Here is an 18755-nt window from a genome sequence, read left to right as displayed (position 1 = left end):
GCAACGCAGCGGTCCTCTTTGCATTCCGAAAATCGCATGACCCGGGAAACATTCTTCTTCTACGAAAAACGCACCGGCATGCCGCAATTCCACGTTCAGGCGGGTCCCGACGGGCAATTGCCCTCCGAGCATGCCGCCGCGCTGCTGGCCATGCACTGCCTGGTACGCGGGCAGACCCCCGGCGATTATGCGGTGATGGTCGAAGTGCGCAGCAATCTGCTCGGCGGCATCACCGAAAAAGCCGAGCAATTGCTCCACGCGGGCCGCGCCGTGAACGCAGGCGTGAAGCTCACCCGCCGCGAGGAAGAAGTCCTGCGCGGAATTCTGCGCAGTCAGGCCAACAAGGAAATCGCTTCTGCATTGAACCTCTCCGAACGCACCATCAAATTCCATGTTTCTTCGCTGCTGGCGAAATTCCGCGTGCGGGGCCGCATGGAGCTGGTGCGCGAGGCATCGCGGGTGTCTGTTTCGCTTCACCCCACGGCCTCGGTCGAACCCACTCCCATCCCGGCGGTGAACCGCGAACTGCGCAGCCATTCGGCGCTCCCGGCCTGCCGCCTTGCTGCAAACCCGGGTGCCCGGGTGGCCACACTGCTGAAGCGCCAGCTCACGGCGTAGAGTTTCGTGGCCCCCAACTCTTCCGGAAAAACAGCGGCCCTCCGTTCCTGAGGAACGGAGGGCCGTCTGCTTTCCAGCGCTGCCCGGGGGCGGCGTTACTTCTTAGCCGCGGCGTACAGGTCGGCGGCAGCGTCCCAGTTCACGACGTTCCACCACGCCTTGATGTAGTCCCCGCGCAGGTTCTGGTATTTCAGGTAGTAGGCATGCTCCCAAACGTCCAGGCCCAGCACCGCCTTGGCTCCCAGCAGGTACGGTGTGTCCTGGTTCGCCGTCGAGTCCACCGCCAGCTTGCCGTCTTTCACCAGCAGCCAGGCCCAGCCCGAGCCGAAGCGCCCCAAACCCGCGGCCGCGAACTTCTCCTGAAACCCTGCGAACGAGCCGAACGCCGCGTTGATGGCCGCGCCCAGATCGCCCTTGGGCTCTCCGCCGCCGCCCTTCTTCATCAACCTCCAGAATAGCGAGTGGTTCCAGTGCCCGCCGCCGTTGTTCCGCACGGCGGTGCGAATGCCTTCGGGCACGGCATCCAGGCCCTTGAGCAGGTCGTCCAAGGACTTGGCCTGCAGATCGGGGTGGCCCTCCAGCGCCTTGTTCACATTGTTGATGTAGGCGGCATGGTGCTTGCCGTGATGAATTTCCATGGTCTTGGCGTCAATGTACGGTTCCAGTGCGTCGAACGCGTACGGCAGTGCGGGCAGAGTGAATGCCACGGTCTTTTCCTCCCAACTGAGATTTGGATTTTCTCGAAAACCTTTCGAACTTCCGGCGCGCAGCAACCCGGCGGCGGAGCTTCCCGCTCCCAGAATTCCTGCGCCGAGAATGCTTGAGCCGACAAGAAATCCGCGGCGATTCATGCGGGGCTCCTCGGATGCGAATGGGGGCCGGGTGCGGTACGACACCGCATTATAGCGCAGTCCGCTGGCCCGGGCCGCGTTTCCGCCCGCCGCTCAGGAATTCCGGCTCGCTTTCTCTTCCATGCGCGCCAGCGCCCACCGCGCATTTTCCGCCACCTGCGCCTCCGGCGAAGCCGCCAACCTCTCGAGCAGCGCGCGAACCCGCGCCTGTGCCGCAGCATCGCCATGCAGGTCCGCGTTGCCCAGCGCCACGCACGCGTTGCGCACCAGCCCGCGCCATTTCGCGCGCTTCAGCGGGCTGCCGCGAAACAACTCCCGGAACTCTTCTTCGCCGAGCGCGGCCAGCCATTCCAGCCGCGGGTGAAACAGCGATTCCCCGCCGCTCACGCGCGGCTGAAACGCGTTTAGTTCGCTCACCGGCGCGCGCGCGTTCCAGGGGCACACCTCCTGGCAGATGTCGCAACCGAAGACGTGCCGTCCCAGCGATTCGCGCAACTCCTCCGGAATAGCCCCGCGCAACTCGATTGTCAGATAGGAGATGCAGCGCCGCGCGTCCAGCACGTACGGCTCGGAGAAGGCATCCGTCGGGCAGGCGTCCAGGCACAGCCGGCAGTTTCCGCACAAGTCCGGCGGCGGCGCCTCTGCGGCGCCCAGCGACGGCGCCAGCTCCAGCGTCGTCAGGATGACTCCCAGGAAAAAAAGTGATCCGAGCTGTTCGTTGAGCAGCAGCGTATTCTTGCCCAGCCAGCCCAGCCCGGCGTGCCGCGCGTAGGCCCGCTCGTGGATCGCGCCGGTATCCACGTACCAGCGGGCTTCGAACGGTTTCGCAAAGCGCTCGCGCAGCGCCGCGGCCAGTTCCTCGAGCTTCCCGCCCACCACCCCGTGATAGTCCTCGCCCCAGGCGTAGCGGGAGATCCACCCGCGCGGCCCTTCGCCTGTGCTTTCTGCGGGGACGTGCGTGGAGAATGGCTTTCCGGTGTTGTAGGGGAGCGCGCAGACGATGATGCTCCGCACTCCGGGCAGCACGCGCGCCGGATCGCCGCGCCGCGCATCCGCGAGATAGCCCATCTCTCCCGCGTAGCCGCGCCCCAGCCACTCCGCAAGCCGTTCCAACTCAGGCAAGGCCGCCGCCGGCGTTACCCCGCACAGCGCGAAGCCCAGAGCGCGGGCGCGCTCGTTGATCCACGCGGTATCCGGAAGATTCGGCACGGCTACGATTCTGCAACAGAAGCGCGCCGGGGGCGAGCCGCGGAAAAGAAAAAGGCCCTGCCGCTGACGGCGGGGCCTCTATCGGAAGGAGCGTCAGCTGACGCCGGTTACGTTTTCGGCCTGGTAGCCCTTGGGACCCTGCTTGACCTCGAATTCAACCTGCTGTCCCTCGGAAAGCGTCTTGTATCCGTCCATCTGGATTGCCGAAAAGTGGACAAAGACGTCCTCGCCCGACTGACGTTGGATGAAGCCGTAGCCTTTGGATGCGTTAAACCACTTCACCACACCTTGCTCTCTGCTCAACTTCGGTACTCCTCTGCGGGTAGAATAGCGTCGTGCCAGGCGCACCGCACACCGGGAAGAACCGCTCGCGCAGCTCCTCGAGGGACCACGGAACTCCACAGCTCGAAAACGCGGGCGCATCTTGGCACAAAACCCAGCCGTCTGTCCAGATTCAGATGCGGAGAGCGCCGGGCTAGAGGAAACTGCGCAGAGCCATGGCTTCTTCGGTGTGCACGTCGAAGACCGTGTACAGCTTGGTGAGCTGCAGGAGATCGCGCACGCGCTGGTTCAGGTTCAGCAGCTTCAGCTCCCCGCCCCGGCTGCGCACCGTGGAATAGCCGTTCACCAGTTCCCCGATGCCCGAACTGTCAATGTAGTCCACGTCGGCGAGATTGAGGACAATGCGCGTGCGGCCCTCGTCCAGCAAACTGCGGATCATTTTGCGCAGGTAGGCGCTGTCATCGCCCAGCAGGATGCGCCCGCTCAGGTCCACCACCAGGACCCCTCCCGCCTCGCGCGCTGTGGCCCGCATGTTCATACCGTTTTCGACCGGCTACGATTCGCGATGCGGCGCAGCGCCATCGCCGTTCGGCGACGCAGCGGCCGGCCCCGGCAGTCGCTTGCTCATGATCACTTCGGCCCCGCCCGTGCGGCCCTGCGCCACTTCAAACTCATCCATGAAGGCGCGCATCAGAAAAATGCCGCGTCCCGAGGTGCTTAGAAGGTTCTCTTCAGCCAGCGGGTCCGGCACATTTTTTACGTCGAACCCCGCCCCTTCATCCAGCACGCGAATGACCATCTTTTCCGGCGTCATCTCCACGGACAGATAAATCTTCTTCTCCGGGCGCTCCTCATTCCCGTAATGAAACGCGTTGATCACGCCTTCCCGCACCGACATCCCGATTCGGTAGCACTCGTCTTCCCCGAACCCCGCAGCCTCCGCCACGCGCAGACACGCCTCCTCGGCGAGGCTCACGCTCTCCACCTTGGTCTGCAGCGTCAGTTCGAGATGCTTGCTCTCTGGCTCCATCCCTGGCCTGTTACCGAAAGCGCTACCCCTTGACTTCAAATTCTTATGGCTAGCATAGCGTGAGAGCCGGAGTCAATGGAAGGCCCGGGGCAAAAAACCTCGCGTCCGGCACAGACCTTTCCGCACAATGCGGCAGCCTGCCAAATCGGGGGCTTGCGACGAAATTTTTCGAACTGTTCCAGATGCGATCACTCGTGCCGCGCCGGCACACCCGCTTGCGCCCGGCGTTCCTCGCCGCCCCCGGCGCGCCCGCAGCTCCGCTGCGCGAGAAATTGCCCGTGGCACAGCCCATCCTGGCTATGTTTTTTCTCTTTGCCTGTAAGAAAGGAGATTGGAGTGGGTGTTTCGGAGGAGCGCCACCCCGGCCCGGGTGGCGCCAGTCGCGGCTTCTAAACCTAGGAGGCCTTTTCTTCCGCGTATGCCAGGTACTCCGCGTAGGGGCCCTTGAAGTCCTCGATCTTTCCGTCTTCAAAATGCCAGATGCGCGTGGCCACTTCGTCGAGAACATCTTCGTCGTGCGTCACCAGCAGCACCGTGCCCTCGTACTTCTGCAGAGCGATGTTCAGCGCGTTGATCGATTCCAAGTCCAGGTTGTTGGTCGGCTCGTCCAGCACCAGGAAATTCGGCTTCTGCAGCATCAGCCGGCAGAAAATCATGCGCGCCGTCTCTCCCCCGGAAAGCGCCTTCGTGGGCTTCAGGGCGTCTTCCCCGCTGAAGAGCATCTGTCCCAACAGGCCCCGAAGCTCCTCCTGCGACGCTTGCGGCTCGAACTGCCACAGCCATTCGATGGCCGTCATGCCCTTGCTCTTGTCGAGGGCATCGCCGAAGTCCTGCGGGAAGTAGCCCACCGAAACTTCGTGGCCCCACACCACGTTGCCGCTGTCGATCGGAAACTGCCGCTCCGCCTCGGAGAGGAATCCGTTGGCATTGCGGATCAGCGATTTCAACAGGGTGGTCTTGCCCGCACCGTTGCGCCCCGTCAGCGCAATCTTCTCCCCGCGCGTCACGCTGGCCGAAAATCCCTGGATCACCTTCAGATCGTCGTACGACTTGGCGAGCCTCTTGGATTCCAGCGGCAGCCGTCCCGATTGCCGGTTGATCGCAAAGCGGATGTACGGCCGCTGGATGTTGGACCGGGCCAGCTCCGAGGTCTGCAGCCGCTCCACTTCCTTCTTGCGCGAGGTGGCTTGCGCGGACCGCGTGCCCGCGGAAAACCGCGCGATGAAATCGTTCAATTGCGCGATCTTCTTTTCGCGCACCGCGTTGTCCGCCTCGATCCGCGAACGGATCTGCGTCTTGGCCAGCACCATGTCGTCGTACCCGCCGTTGTACATGATGATCGTCTGGTAGTCGATGTCCGCCGTGTGCGTGCACACGCTGTTCAGGAAGTGCCGGTCGTGCGAGATCACGATCAGCACGCCCTCGTAGTTGCACAAATATTCCTTCAGCCAGTGCACCGAATCCAGGTCCAGGTTGTTCGTCGGCTCGTCCAGCAGCAGCGCCGGCGGGCTGCCAAATAGCGCCTGCGCCAGCAGCACGCGCACCTTCTGTCCGCCCTGCAGCTCGCCCATCTTGCGCTCGTGCAGCGCCGCTTCCACGCCCAGGCCGTCCAGCAGCACCGCGGCGTCGGCCTCCGCCGTGTACCCTCCCTCTTCCCCGACGACGCCTTCCAGCTCCCCCAGGCGCATCCCGTCCGCGTCCGTCAGCTGGTCGTGCGGCTTGGCATACAGTTTGTCCCGTTCCTCCAGCGCCTTCCACAGCGGCGCGTTGCCCATGATCACCGTATCCAGGACGCGAAACTCGTCGAAGGCAAACTGGTCCTGCCGCAGCACGCCCAGTTTCTTCGGCCGCGTGATCGATCCCTTGCTGGGCTCGATCTCCCCCGTCAGGATCTTCATGAACGTGGACTTGCCCGCGCCGTTCGGCCCGCTGACGGCGTAGCGCCGTCCGGCCATGAACGTACAGGTGACGTCCTCGAACAGAATTCGTCCGCCGAAGCGCATGGATATGTCGTTAACGTATAGCAAGCTGCTTAACCTGTCCTTCGTGCAAGATTTGAGCGCAAATTCCCTGTGCCTATCCGCGTTTCCACTTCCGGGGGAGTTTGCGATGCAGTGGGAACTGCCGTCTGCCGGCCCAGATAAAACGCCAGCGCGCGAAAAGCCGCCACTTCTTTTGCTTCGCTCGGTGTCCTCTGGGTCTCTGCCTTACTTCTGCTTCTCGAGTCTCGTGAAATTACCTCTTAATTGTACCGCACAATGCCTTCGTGGCCCAGCCAATCCTGGCTGTGCTTTTCCCGTAAATCCACCCCTACGCCCAATACGTCCGGTCCAGCGTGCGGTACTGGATCGCTTCGCTCAGGTGCCGCGGCTCGATCGACTCCGCCGCGTCCAAGTCGGCAATCGTCCGCGCCACCTTTAGGATCCGGTCGTGCGCCCGCGCGGAAAGCCCCAGCCGCGTGATCGCGTTCTCCAGCAGCTTCTCCCCCTCCGCCGTGATCGCGCAGAACTTGCGGATCATCTTCGGCGACATCTGCGCGTTGGCGTAGGTTTTCTTCTCCGCCGCATAGCGGGCCAGCTGCCTCCCGCGCGCCTCCAGCACCCGCTGGCCCACCGTGGCCGAATCTTCCGCCGAAGACGGCGCGCGCAGCTCCTTGTATTTCACCGCGGGCACCTCGATGTGAATGTCAATGCGGTCCAGCAGCGGCCCCGAAATCTTCGAGACGTAGCGCTGGATCAGCGGCGGCGTGCAGTGGCATTCCCGCGTCGGGTCCCCGAAATACCCGCACGGGCAGGGATTCATCGCCGCCGCCAGCATGAACCGCGAGGGAAACGTCACCGAAACGGCCGCGCGGGCGATCGTCACATTGCCGTCTTCCAGCGGCTGCCGCAGCACTTCCAGCACGTTGCGCTGAAACTCCGGCAGTTCGTCCAGAAACAATACCCCGTTGTGCCCCAGCGAAACTTCTCCGGGACGCGGCACCGCACCACCTCCGATCAGCCCCGCGTCACTGATCGTGTGGTGCGGCGAGCGGAACGGCCGCGTGCCCACCAGCCCCCGCCCGTCGTCCAGCGTCCCCGCCACGCTATGGATGCGCGTCGTCTCGATCGCCTCCTCCAGCGACATTGGCGGCAGTATCGTCGGGATGCGCTTGGCCAGCATGGTCTTGCCCGCGCCCGGGGGCCCGAGAAACAGGATGTTGTGGCCGCCCGCGCAAGCCACCTCCAGCGCGCGCTTCGCGGCCTGCTGTCCGTGCACGTCGCGCAGGTCCACCGCGTACTGCGCCGCCTCGGAGAGCATCTGCCGCGCATCCACCCGCACCGGCTGGAACGATTCCGGCGCGTTCACCAGGTCCACGGCCTGCGGCAGCGAGCGCACCGCGAACACCTGCACGCCCTCCACCACCGCCGCCTCCTTCGCGTTGGCCTCCGGCACCGCCAGCGCCCGCAGCCCCGCTTCCCGCGCCGCCAGCGCCGCGGAAAGCGCCCCGCGCACCGGACGCACCGTGCCGTCCAGCGACAGCTCGCCCAGAAACATGCACTGGTTCAGCGGCTTGCCGAAAAATCCGCCCATGCACCCCACCAGCCCCAGCGCCATCGGCAGATCGAACCCCGAGCCTTCCTTGCGCACGTCCGCCGGCGCCAGATTGATGGTCACGCCCTGCCCGTAGGGAAATTCGAAGCCGCAGTTGCGCAGCGCGGATTTGATCCGCTCGCGGCTTTCCTTCACCGCGTTGTCCGGCAGGCCCACCACGTTAAAATCCTGCAGCCGCGCCGAGCCCACGTCCACCTCGACCTCGACAAGGTACGCGTCGATTCCGTACACCGATGCGCTGATAGTTTTAAAGAGCATCGCAGAGGGAAGCTCGTTGCCCGCGTTGCGCAGATTATACGAAAATACCAAGGTATGCTAGCGTCAATCCAACCGCACCGGGAGCGCCCTTCGCGCGCGCCTCGTCCCCGCGCTGCTGTCTTTACAGCCGCGCCTGCGCCACGTATAGTGGCGGCGTCAGCTGGCGCTACCCAATTCTGCTTTGTGTGAGGTTTGCCGATGGGATGGATCGTCCTCGGAGTTCTCGTTCTCCTGCTTTTCGCCGCGGTCGGCATGTACAACAGCTTGGTGCGCCTCAAAGTGCAGTGCGACGACGCCTGGGCCGACATCGACGTGCAGCTCAAGCGCCGCTACGACCTCATCCCCAACCTCGTCGAAACCGTGAAGGGCTACGCCGCCCACGAAAAGGGCACCCTCGAAGCTGTCATCTCCGCCCGCAACAAAGCCATGAGCGCCACCGGCCCCGCCGACAAGGCCCAGGCGGAAAACATGCTCTCCGGCACGCTGAAAAGCCTCTTCGCCCTCTCCGAGGCTTACCCGCAGCTGCGCGCCATCGAAAGCTTCACCTCCCTGCAGAATTCCCTCTCGCAGATTGAGGACACCGTGCAGAACGCCCGCCGCTATTACAACGCCGTCGTGCGCGATCTCAACACCAAGATCCAGCAGTTTCCCACCAACCTCTTCGCCGGCATCCTCGGCTTCAAGCTTCGCGAATTTTTCGAAGTTTCCGCCACCGCGGAGCGCGAAGCCCCCAAGGTCAGCTTCGGCGCGCCTTCGGCGTGAGAGGGAGCCTGCGGATCGCATGAAGCGCCTGTCTCGGTCCTCCGCCACCCCGTCGCTCCTCGCCGCCATCTTTCTGGCGGTCTCTCTTCTCTTCGCTCCCGCCGCCTCCGCGCGCGAGCTGCGCATCGAAAAATTCGATTCCAAGATCATCGTCTCCCCCAACGGCTCCATCGACGTCACCGAAACCATCGACGTCCAGTTCATCGGCTCCTGGCGCGGCCTTTACCGCGAAATCCCCGTTGAATACGTCACCCCACAGGGCCTCAACTATTCGCTCTTCCTCGACGTGCGCTCCGTCACCGACGAGTCCGGCAACGCCCTGAAATTCGAGAGCAGCCGCGAGCGCCACTACCGCAAGCTCAAGATCTACGTTCCCGGCGCGCAAGACGCCCGCAAAACCATCGTCATCGAATACACCGTCGCTGACGCCCTGCGCTTCTTCGAAGACCACGACGAGTTCTACTGGAACGTCACCGGCGATGAGTGGGACGTCCCCATCCAGTCCGCCTCCGCGCGCATCATCCTCCCCGCCGGCACCACCGGCATCCGCGCCAACCGCTTTACCGGCGCCTACGGCTCCCGCGCCCAGGAGGCCGACGTGGACATCGCCGGCAATGGCGTGGAAGTCCGCACCCAGGGCGCCCTCGGCTACCACCAGGGCCTGACCGTCGCCGTGGCCTTCGACAAGGGCTTCGTGCACGAGCCCACCAGTGCCGAAAAAGCCGCGTTGTTCCTGCGCAGCAACTGGCCGCTCTGCCTTCCCCTGTTCGCTTTCGCCCTGATGTTCTACTCCTGGTGGACACGCGGCCGGGATCCCCGCCTGCGCCCCATCTCCCCGCAGTACGATCCTCCCGACCAGCTCACCCCCGGCGAAGTCGGCACCCTCGTGGACGATGACGCCAACATGCGCGACATCACCGCCACCATCGTGGACCTCGCCGTGCGTGGCTTCCTGGTCATCGAAGAGAAGAAAAAAGAGCATCTGGGCGGCTTGTGGTCCGATAAGGACTACAACTTCATCCTCCAAAAAGACCGCTCCACCTGGGCCAGTCTCAAGCCCCACGAGCAGGTCCTCCTCAACGGCTTCTTCTCCGCCGGCACCGCCGGCGAAAGCGTCTCCATGAGCAGCCTGGAGAACCGTTTCTACACCAGCCTCCCGCAAATGAAGAACGGTCTATTCGATTCCCTGGTCACCCACGGCTATTACCGCCAGCGCCCGGACAGCACCCGCAGTTCCTACACCGGCATCGCCTTGGTCACCGGCATTCTGCTGGCCTGGGGCGGCTCCTGGGTGGGACGCCTCCTGGGCATGGCCCCGCTGACGTTTATCTTTTCTGGAGCTTTGACCGGCGGCGTCATCTTCGCCTTCGGCTGGTTCATGCCCGCGCACACCAGCGAGGGCGCCCGCGCCTTGGAACACGTCCTGGGCTTCGAGGACTTCCTCAATCACGTCGAGTCCGACCGCTTCAACCGCATGATCAAGACCCCGGAGATGTTCGAAAAGTTCCTGCCCTTCGCCATGGCTCTCGGCGTGGACAAAAACTGGAGCAAGGCCTTCCAGGGCATCTGCACGCAGCCGCCGCAGTGGTATCGCGGCAGCTACGGCCCCACCTTCTATCCCATGAACTTCACCAACGACCTGAGCGCCATGTCCGCCCGCGCCAGCAGCGTCATGGCTTCCGCCCCGCGCAGCTCCGGCGGTTCCGGCTTCGGCGGCGGCGGCAGCTCCGGCGGCGGCTTCGGCGGCGGGGGCGGCGGCGGCTTCTAGCCCGCCGCGGAAACATGCAGTGGCGCAGGCTTTATCCTGTGCGCGCCAGATGCTGGCGCCGCCGAAGCAACTCCTTGCGCACAGGCGGTGGAATGTGGCCGTTCCCTGGCCGGTTTTTTCCCGCAGCCTGCTGCGTTCTCCTTCGCGCGCTCACCCGGCCCAGGCCCGGGCGCGCCAATACTTGACTGCGGCAACTATTTAACTGATAGTGTCCTTCTTCGTGCTTCTCCCGGGAGGCGAGGATGACCGCAAATGCCGGATTCGGCCAGCGCATTGACGCCGTGCGGCAGTTCAACCGCTTCTATACGCGCAAAATCGGCGTGCTTCGGGAAAGGCTGTTGAGCAGCCCATTCTCCTTGACCAAGGCGCGCGTGCTCTATGAGCTGGCTCACCGCCAGAATCCAACGGCCAGCGAACTTGGCAAAGAGATGGGATTGGATGGCGGGTACCTCAGCCGCATCTTGCGCGGCTTTGAAAGGCGCGGCCTGCTCGCCAGGAAAGCCTCCCAAGCGGATGCCCGGCAAAGCCTGTTATCGCTCACTTCTCTGGGGCGAAAAACTTTCCTCTCCCTGGATACTCACTCGCAGGACGAAGTCGGCGCGATGTTGAGAACTCTCCCTGTCCCTGAGCAAACGCGCCTGATCGCAGCCATGCGTGTCATCGAAAACCTGCTCAGCAGCCCCTCGAAGGAGCGGGTTCCTTACCTTCTCCGGCCTCACCAGCCGGGGGATATGGGCTGGGTCGTCCATCGCCACGGCACGCTCTACGCTCAGGAATATGGCTATGACCAACAGTTCGAGGGCTTGGTCGCCAGCATCGTCGCGGAGTTCCTTCACCACTACAACCCGAAACACGAGCGCTGCTGGATCGCGGAGAGAAATGGTGAATTCGCTGGTTCCGTCTTCCTCGTCAGGAAATCGAAGACGGTAGCCAAGCTGCGCCTCCTCCTGGTGGAACCTGCCGCACGCGGCCTGGGCATTGGTGCCCGCCTCGTCGGCGAATGCGTGCGTTTCGCCCGGCAAGTGGGCTATCGAAAAATCACGCTTTGGACCCAGAGCGACCTCTACGCCGCCAGACATATCTACAGACAATCCGGCTTCCGTTTGCTTGGCAGGAAGCCACACCACAGTTTTGGCCGCGATCTTGTCGCGGAAACATGGGAGCTCAAACTCTAACAAAATGCCCAGTCTCCGCGGCATGGCCTCCCCGTCTCCCTTGCGCACACACTTCCGCATGCGGCAGCGCCGTTCATGCAATTCCCGATTCGGCGGCTTCTAGCAGACACCCCACGCCCGGCGTAGATCAGGGCACCGCTGGCGTGTCACTGCGTGCTCGCCTGCGCGGGAGCAGAAATTGCAGCCGCAGGATGCGTTCCCGGCGGCGCTCGTCTTCGAGGCTGCGGGTGCGCGCCTTGAGCAAATCATCAAGCGAGACGAGGCCGAGGAGTTTTTCTTCCGCTCCGCGCTCGATGACGGGCAGGCGTGTGACACCTTTTTCGGCCATGCGGTAGACCACGGATCGCAACGGCTCATCCGGATAAGCAGCAACCGGATTCGCGCGGACAATTGCCGCAAGAGGCTGTGCCAGCGCCGCTCCGTTACCCTCCTCGACTCGCTTCCGAATGTCGCTTCGCGTAAGAACACCGGCAAGCCGGCCCTGCCCATCTACAACGGGCAGAAGCCTCTGGCTCCGGCGATGGTCGGTTCGCAAGGCCTGGGCGGTTTCTCTCAGCGTGCCTGCCGCGGGCAGGACCACGATGTTTGTGCGCATCACCTCTCGCACGTGGAGCAGTTCCAGGGGATCCATCGCATACTCGCAGCTCAGATGGTAACCCCGCCGCGCGACCTTTTCCGTGAGAATCGAACGCCGCAGGACCAGCACCGAAACCGAGTAGGACGCCACACAACCGATCAGCAGCGGCAGGAGCATGTTCCAGTCGTGTGTCTGTTCGACGGTGAAGACGATTGCCGTCATCGGCACGCGCATCGCTCCGCTCAGCACCGCTCCGATGCCGATCAACGCCCAAAAGCCTGCGCCCCCATCCGGAAAGACGTACGACTCGAGACCCCCGAGCGCCGCACCGATCATCATCAGCGGCGCCAGGACGCCACCCGATGTTCCCGAGCCGAGAGAAACTGACCAGATCGCCCATTTCACCAGGAGCACTCCCAGAACGAGATGCAGCGCGTGGTTGCCCTGCACCAGTTGTCCGATCACGTCATAGCCCACGCCAAGTGCCTGCGGAAAAAATAGGCCGCCAATGCCGACAAACAATCCGCCAATCGCCGGCCACCACATCCAGTGGATGGGCAGCCGTTCGAAAAGGTCTTCACTGGCGTAGATCGATCGGCTCAGCGGGATGGAGACCAGACCACCGATCAGGCCCGCGAGGACGCAACCAAACAACACCAGGGGCGAGAACGCGGCGGGGTGCGGAATCGCCGGAAAGATCGGACCTTCGCCGAGCAGATATCTGCGTAAGAGCGCGGCCGTGGCGCTTGCCATCGCCACGGGAATGATGCTGCGCGGCTTGCGCTCGAAGAGAAGCAGCTCGATCGCGAGCAGCACCGAAGACACAGGCGCCGCAAAGGTTGCCGACATCCCGCCGGCGGCACCTGCGACAAGGAGCGTCTTCCGCTCGGCACTCGTCAGATGAAACAACTGCGCCACCATCGAGCCGAAGGCCCCGCCCGTCATGATGATCGGGCCTTCCGCACCAAACGGTCCACCGCAGCCAATGGAGATCGCTGTCGCAATGGGTTTCAGGATGGCGACTTTCGGTTCGATCTTGCTGCCGTTCAGCAAAATGGACTCGATCGCTTCGGGAATGCCATGGCCGCGAATGCGGTGGGAGCCGTAGCGCGCGATCACCCCGACAATCGTCATTCCGAGAACGGGAATGAAAACCGCCAGCCAGCCCAGATGATGACCAGCGGGCGAAACCCCTGCGGTCGTGAATCGGCCGTAATAAAAGACGTTTGTGAAAAAACTGATCAGCCGCAAAAGGATAAGCGCAAAAACAGCCGACACCGCACCGATGGGAATGGCCAGCGCCGCGATCCACAGCGCGCGCGGCGCAAGCGTAAAGTCGCCTCGTTCGTGGGGTCCGAGCGCCTGGGAGGTCGAAAACGCGTCTTCGGGCAAGGCTGAGGTGTTGGAGGCGTTCACGATGGCCTGGGGCTCCGCTTCTTGCCGGCTGCCGGGTGCATCGTGTGTTTCCGCCCCCGCCGGCCTCTTTTGCCCCCTTCCAGGAGGGCGCCGAGCGCTTCGACCAAAGCCGATCCGGTCATGCGCAGTTCTTCCAGGCGCTGCCGCGCCACCTGCCCCAGCGCACGCTCCCCGGCTGGACGCAGCGACACCAACACGCTACGGCGATCAACTTGACTGCGAGAACGTAGGACATACCCGTGCTCTTCCAGCCGGTCAATCAATTCTACGGTGCTGTGGTGCTGCAATAAGAGCCGGTCCGCAAGCGTGCGGATGGTAGCCTCTTGTCCCGGAGGGAGTCCGCGGATCGCCAGGAGCATCTGATACTGTTGGGGTTTCAGGCCCGCGGCGCGCGCGGCGGCATCACTGCTTCTCAGAAAGCGGCGAATGAGATAGCGGAATTCGGCCAGCGCGCGATACTGCGCATCACGTATAGGATCTAACATACAATTATTATATCGTGAAACGATATAATGCACCAGCGGGAGGACATTTTCCGGCGGTTGGTTCCTCTCCGCCGCTGGGCCCGCGTCACAGCTTCTTCCGGAAGGTCTTCTGCGTCTTGTAGTGCTCGTAGCCGTGCCGCAGATAGAACGGGTGGGCCCGCTCGCGCAGCACGTTGGACCGCAGCCCGATCTCCCCGCAGCCCTGCTCCCGCGCCCAGTTTTCCGCCGCTTCCAGCAGCCGCCGCCCCGCCCCACCGCTGCGCTGCTCCTCCGCCACCACCAGCGCCCGCAGCTCCGCGCGCACATCCGTCACCACATGCCCCTCCACCGCCACGTGCGCCCAGCCGATCACCTGGCCCTGCGCCTCCGCCACCAGCACCACCTGCACTTCCCGCCCGTTCATCTCCCCCAGCCGCCGCGCGATCTCTTCCCGCGTCGCTGGATAGCCCAGCTGCCCCGCAAGCGTCGCAATCGCCGCCGCGTCGCCCGCATGTGCCGCGCGGATCCCCATGTCCCGTGCTTCAGGTTTCGCCTGCATCGCGTTTCCTCTTTGCTTTCTTCGCCCGCAGACGGCGTTGCACTGCCTCGCTTTGTAATTCCCGCAGCGCATCGGCGGCAATCCACCGGGCCGAGGAAGAGTCCTGCTTGGAGATGCGTTCAGCCGTGCCGATGGCTGCCCGGTTCAGCCGCAGGTTGCGTTTACCGATAGCGCGCAGCGCCCAGTTGACCGCTTTCTTCACGAAATTCCGCCCGTCGCCCGCTTCCCTCTCAATGATCGGTAGACACCGTTCGAAACGCGCTTCGACAGCCACTTTGTCTTTGTAACTAAGATAGGCCATTAGCGAAAAAGCAGCGCGCTTCACGAATTCTTCGCGGCGATGGCTCCAGGCGTATACCTTGCTCCACGCCGGAGTGGCATACGCATAGAGATAGCAGCATGCTGAGTCCACAACATCCCAGGCGTCAAAGCCGCGCGCCCAGCGCTCCATCTGCGTTGCAGTGACTCTTGCAGGTTCCCCGATGAGCGCCGCGAGAATTCGGGCTTCATGGATGCCGGAGGCCCAGAGCTGCTCGGCCAGCTTGTGATTCTTGCCGATGCGGCGCGCTAACCGGTGCAGCACCGGTGCAGAGATGCCGTGCGCCTTTGGAATATGCACGTCGAAGTACGCCATCTTCGCGCGTATCCGGGGATTCGCCAGCCTCTCCAGTTCGCGCAAGACGCCCGCCTTCGTCCACGGTTCGGCAGCCTTTGGCATGCCGCGCCCGTTAGAACGTCTTGTCCGAATCGAGAAGGATCGTGACCGGCCCTTCATTCACCAGCTCCACCGACATCATCGCCTGAAACACGCCCGTGCCCACCGTCACGCCCAGCGCCCGCAGCTTCCCCGCAAATTCCTCGTACAAACTGCGCGCCAGCTCCGGAGGCGCCGCGTTGAGAAAACTCGGCCGCCGCTGCCCCCGCGCGTCCCCGTACAAAGTGAACTGCGAAACCACCAGGGCCCCGCCACCCGTCTCCAACAGCGAACGGTTCATCTTCCCCTGCTCGTCCTCGAAGATCCGCAGGTTCGCGATCTTCTCCGCAAACGCCGCCGCCACCGCCGGCGTGTCCTCCCGCCCCACGCCCAGGAGAATCAGCAGCCCCGCCCCGGTCTCCCCGGTCACGCGGCTCTCCACGCGGACGCTCGCCCGGCTTACACGCTGCACCACAGCTCGCACGCTCTCTCCCTCAGTGCTTCTTATTCTCCGCCGCCGGCGCCGCCTTGCGCGCCAGCATCTCCGGCAGCTCCGCCACGTTGTACGCCCACACCGCCAGCACCTGCGCGCCCTCGCTCAACGCGTCAAAGTCCACGCGGTCCAGCGTGTCCGCCGCCGAGTGGTGGGTGCGGTCGTAATCCCCGTTCTCCTGCACGCACCAGAACCCCGGCACCCCCGCCGCGTCGAACGGCACGTGGTCGCTGCCGCCTTCGTTGCGCAGGCTGGGCTCGACCAGACCATCGCTCTGCGCTAGCGGATACAGCACGCGGTCCATCGTTTCGCGCACGCCGTAGTTGTGCATCAGCCCGATTGTCAGCACCCGCCCTGTCCCGCTGTCGTGCACCAGCACCCCGGAGATCTTCCCCAGCTCCTCCTTGTGCGCCGCCACGTAGGCCTTTGACCCGTTCAGCCCCTGCTCTTCCCCGCTGAACAGCACGAACCGGATCGTCCGTTTCGGCTTCACCCCCGCGCGCTGCAGCGCCCGTGCCGCCTCCAGCACGGCCATCGACCCTGTGCCGTTGTCCGTCGCTCCCGTGCCCAAATCCCAGGAATCCAGGTGCGCTCCGATGATTACCACCTCGTCCGGCTTCTCGCTCCCCCGGATTTCCGCCACCGTGTTGTACACCTCCACCGGCTTCTTGCTGAACCTGTTCTTGATCTCCACCTCCGCCTGCACCGGCCCGCTCTCCAGCAGCCGCCACAGCAAATGATGATTCTCCAGCGTGAGCGAAGCCATCGGCACCGGACCCGGAGCGTACTCCCGCGAGGCCGTGGAAATGTTGGGCAGCGCGTACCACTTGTCAGAGGGCAGCAACGCCACCGCCGCTCCTTCCTCCTGCAGCATCTTGAGCAACGCGTTCCGCATCCGGATATATGTCTCCAGGTTGAATTTCTCCCCCGCCACGCGCGGCGTCGCGATCGGAATGGACATCTCGTCAAACGGCGTCAGCAGCGGGTTTTCCGGCATCTTCAGATCCGTCGGCGTCCCCACCAACACGATCGCGCCCTTCAACTTGCCCCGGTACTGCTCCAGCTCCTCCGGCTTCAGCGCCTTGATCCCGATCACGTTCCCGCGCACCACGCCCTTGGTGCTCGGCGACCAGCCGTAGGACTCCACCGTCAGCTCCTGCTCCACCGGCTCCACGACCCGCCCCCGCGCCGTTCCCCGCTTCCACGCCGCGCCCACCGTCCATGGCTCCAGGTGCACGTTCTCCAGCCCGTAACTCTTGAACTTCTCCTCGGTCCAGTGGCTCGCCGCATCCAGCTTCGCGGAACCCGTCAGCCGCGGCCCGATGCGGTCTGTCAAGTACTGCAGGTTCGCGCGCAGCTCCCCCTGGTCCGCCTTCACCTGCGCCAGGATCTTCGTGTCCACCGCGGCCACCGCATCCGGCGCCGCCGCCACGCTCTTGGCCTCGTTCGGCGCGCTCCTCGCCACAGCCCGCCGCGGCAGCATCCCCGGCAGCTCCGCCGTGTTGTAGGCCCACGTCGCCAGCACCTGTGCGCCCTCGATCAAATCGTCCTTCCACGCCTTATCGAACGTATCCGACTGGCTGTGATGCGTGTTCCGATATTCCGCTTCGTTCTGCACCACCCAGAATCCCGGCACGCCCGCTTCGTTAAACGACGCGTGGTCCGTTCCGAACTGTCGCGCCATGCTGGGCTCCTGCAGTTTCAACGCCCCCAGCGGCTCCAGCACCTGGTCCACGATCTCCCGGTCCTGGTAGTTGTCGTGCAACCCCAGCGTCAATACATGCCCCGTTCCCGTGTCGTGCACCAGCACGCCGGAGATTTTCCCCAGCTCGTTCTGGTGCGCTTCCACATATTTCTTCGACCCCACCAGCCCCTGCTCTTCTCCGCTGAACAACACAAATCGGATCGTCCGTTTCGGCCTCAGCCCCGTCTTCGCCAGCGCCCGCGCCGCTTCCAGCACCGCCATCGCCCCCGTTCCATCGTCCGTCGCACCCGTCCCCAGGTCCCACGAATCCAGATGCGCTCCCAGAATCACCACCTCGTCCGGCTTCACCGTCCCGCGGATCTCCGCCACCGTGTTGTACACTTCCACCGGCTTCTCGCTGAACGAATTGCTGATTTCGATCTCCGCTTCCACCGCGCCGTGCTTCACCATCCGCCAGAGCAGCCGGTAGCCTTCCCCGGTAACGAACGCCGTGGGTATCGCCCCCACCTCGTAGTTCTCCCCGCCGATCCCGCCCATGTTCAGCAGCCCGTGCGGCTTGCTCGAATCCCGCAGCACCACCGCCACGCCTTCCTGCTTGAAAAACTGCGTCCGCGCCCGCGCCATCTCCAAATACACCGCGTAGGGCGAAGCCAGCGCCGGCTCCCCGGGCCGCGCCGGCGGCTTTTGCATCGGATGCACCAGCTCGCCGTACGGGTCGGCCGGCGCCGCCGGCGAAAGGCTCCTCGGCTCCTGATAAATCACCACCGCGCCTTTCAGCTTGCCCCGGAATTTATCGAAATCTTCCTTCTTCGCGGCGTCCACGTACACCACCGGCCCGCGCACCGCCCCGTTCGTGCTCGGCGACCAGCCCGCCGCCGCGATCGTCAGCGGGTGCTCCGTCGGGCTCACCACGCGCGCCCGCGCCGTGCCCCGCGTCCACCCGCGCGCGATCGTCCACGGCTCCTGGTGCACGTTCGTCAGCCCGTAGCCCCGGAACATCTCCGCCGTCCACTCGTTGGCCTGCTGCAACTGCGCCGACCCCGTCAGCCGCGGCCCGATCCGGTCGGAGAGATATTCCAGGTTTTCCATCACCTGGCTGTGCTCACCAATTTCCGCGAGGATCTTCGCATCGGCCGCGGCGAACGCGCTGGCCTCCTCCCCCGCCGGCCGCGCCGCTCCCGAGCGCACCCCCAGCAGCACCATCGCCACCGCTAAACACACTCCCGCTGCTCGCCGTGAATTCATTCTTCCTCCCCGAAATCGCGCAAACCGTCTTCTCGGAAATCGCGCCAGCCATCCC

General features: G+C 64.2%; 17 protein-coding genes. 4 read left to right on the top strand and 13 right to left on the bottom strand.

Annotated features, from left to right (window positions below):
- The first annotated feature begins 36 nt into the window (after window positions 1-36).
- Window positions 37-618 (top strand): LuxR C-terminal-related transcriptional regulator, encoded by a 582-nt coding sequence (locus tag LAN61_02960; GenBank protein MBZ5539461.1) that lies wholly within the window; start codon window positions 37-39, stop codon window positions 616-618.
- Between the two features lie 95 nt (window positions 619-713).
- Here the strand turns inward: LAN61_02960 and LAN61_02955 are convergent, their stop codons facing one another.
- From LAN61_02955 to LAN61_02925, 7 genes are all read right to left on the bottom strand, one after another.
- Complete coding sequence (locus LAN61_02955; GenBank protein ID MBZ5539460.1) at window positions 714-1325, bottom strand: superoxide dismutase; 612 nt, start codon at window positions 1323-1325, stop codon at window positions 714-716.
- Between the two features lie 237 nt (window positions 1326-1562).
- Entirely contained in the window at window positions 1563-2678 is a 1116-nt protein-coding gene (queG, locus tag LAN61_02950; GenBank protein MBZ5539459.1) for a tRNA epoxyqueuosine(34) reductase QueG, read from the bottom strand.
- A 93-nt stretch (window positions 2679-2771) separates the two neighbouring features.
- Entirely contained in the window at window positions 2772-3101 is a 330-nt protein-coding gene (locus LAN61_02945; GenBank protein MBZ5539458.1) for a cold shock domain-containing protein, read from the bottom strand.
- Window positions 3102-3153: 52 nt separating this feature from the next.
- Window positions 3154-3498, bottom strand: coding sequence for an STAS domain-containing protein (locus LAN61_02940; protein MBZ5539457.1), 345 nt, complete (start codon window positions 3496-3498; stop codon window positions 3154-3156).
- 15 nt (window positions 3499-3513) lie between these two features.
- The gene (locus tag LAN61_02935; protein ID MBZ5539456.1) at window positions 3514-3990 is read right to left on the bottom strand and encodes an ATP-binding protein; all 477 of its coding nucleotides are present in this window, start codon (window positions 3988-3990) and stop codon (window positions 3514-3516) included.
- Between the two features lie 395 nt (window positions 3991-4385).
- Window positions 4386-6017 (bottom strand): ATP-binding cassette domain-containing protein, encoded by a 1632-nt coding sequence (locus LAN61_02930; protein MBZ5539455.1) that lies wholly within the window; start codon window positions 6015-6017, stop codon window positions 4386-4388.
- 283 nt (window positions 6018-6300) lie between these two features.
- The gene (locus LAN61_02925; protein MBZ5539454.1) at window positions 6301-7842 is read right to left on the bottom strand and encodes a YifB family Mg chelatase-like AAA ATPase; all 1542 of its coding nucleotides are present in this window, start codon (window positions 7840-7842) and stop codon (window positions 6301-6303) included.
- 192 nt (window positions 7843-8034) lie between these two features.
- Here LAN61_02925 and LAN61_02920 point away from each other — a divergent pair, with 192 nt between their 5' ends.
- The 3 genes from LAN61_02920 to LAN61_02910 all read left to right on the top strand — a co-directional run bounded on the left by LAN61_02920 (window position 8035) and on the right by LAN61_02910 (window position 11547).
- The gene (locus tag LAN61_02920) at window positions 8035-8604 is read left to right on the top strand and encodes a LemA family protein (protein ID MBZ5539453.1); all 570 of its coding nucleotides are present in this window, start codon (window positions 8035-8037) and stop codon (window positions 8602-8604) included.
- A 19-nt stretch (window positions 8605-8623) separates the two neighbouring features.
- Window positions 8624-10372: a DUF2207 domain-containing protein gene (locus LAN61_02915; GenBank protein MBZ5539452.1), complete on the top strand. Its 1749-nt coding sequence runs from the start codon at window positions 8624-8626 to the stop codon at window positions 10370-10372.
- Window positions 10373-10614: 242 nt separating this feature from the next.
- Window positions 10615-11547, top strand: coding sequence for a helix-turn-helix domain-containing GNAT family N-acetyltransferase (locus LAN61_02910; GenBank protein MBZ5539451.1), 933 nt, complete (start codon window positions 10615-10617; stop codon window positions 11545-11547).
- A 127-nt stretch (window positions 11548-11674) separates the two neighbouring features.
- Here LAN61_02910 and LAN61_02905 read toward each other — a convergent pair whose 3' ends face one another.
- The 6 genes from LAN61_02905 to LAN61_02880 all read right to left on the bottom strand — a co-directional run bounded on the left by LAN61_02905 (window position 11675) and on the right by LAN61_02880 (window position 18700).
- Window positions 11675-13540, bottom strand: a complete 1866-nt coding sequence (locus tag LAN61_02905) for a chloride channel protein (GenBank protein MBZ5539450.1) — start codon at window positions 13538-13540, stop codon at window positions 11675-11677.
- Window positions 13537-14025, bottom strand: coding sequence for a MarR family transcriptional regulator (locus tag LAN61_02900; GenBank protein ID MBZ5539449.1), 489 nt, complete (start codon window positions 14023-14025; stop codon window positions 13537-13539). The genes LAN61_02905 and LAN61_02900 overlap by 4 nt, the downstream gene beginning before the upstream one ends.
- Before the next feature lie 85 nt (window positions 14026-14110).
- Entirely contained in the window at window positions 14111-14563 is a 453-nt protein-coding gene (locus tag LAN61_02895) for a GNAT family N-acetyltransferase (protein MBZ5539448.1), read from the bottom strand.
- Window positions 14547-15281, bottom strand: a complete 735-nt coding sequence (locus LAN61_02890) for a DNA alkylation repair protein (protein ID MBZ5539447.1) — start codon at window positions 15279-15281, stop codon at window positions 14547-14549. Before LAN61_02890 ends, LAN61_02895 begins: the two co-directional genes overlap by 17 nt.
- A gap of 10 nt (window positions 15282-15291) precedes the next feature.
- Window positions 15292-15741 carry a D-tyrosyl-tRNA(Tyr) deacylase gene (gene dtd / locus LAN61_02885; GenBank protein ID MBZ5539446.1) on the bottom strand — a complete coding sequence of 150 codons (450 nt, stop codon included), beginning with the start codon at window positions 15739-15741 and terminating at the stop codon, window positions 15292-15294.
- 10 nt (window positions 15742-15751) lie between these two features.
- Entirely contained in the window at window positions 15752-18700 is a 2949-nt protein-coding gene (locus tag LAN61_02880; protein MBZ5539445.1) for a M20/M25/M40 family metallo-hydrolase, read from the bottom strand.
- Between the last annotated feature and the right edge of the window lie 55 nt (window positions 18701-18755).

The sequence above is a fragment of the Terriglobia bacterium genome (assembly GCA_020072785.1).
In the GTDB taxonomy this organism is placed as follows: domain Bacteria; phylum Acidobacteriota; class Terriglobia; order Acidiferrales; family UBA7541; genus Acidiferrum.
The sequence above is the reverse complement of the archived record's forward strand: the minus strand, read 5'-3'. Positions and strand labels throughout refer to the sequence as shown.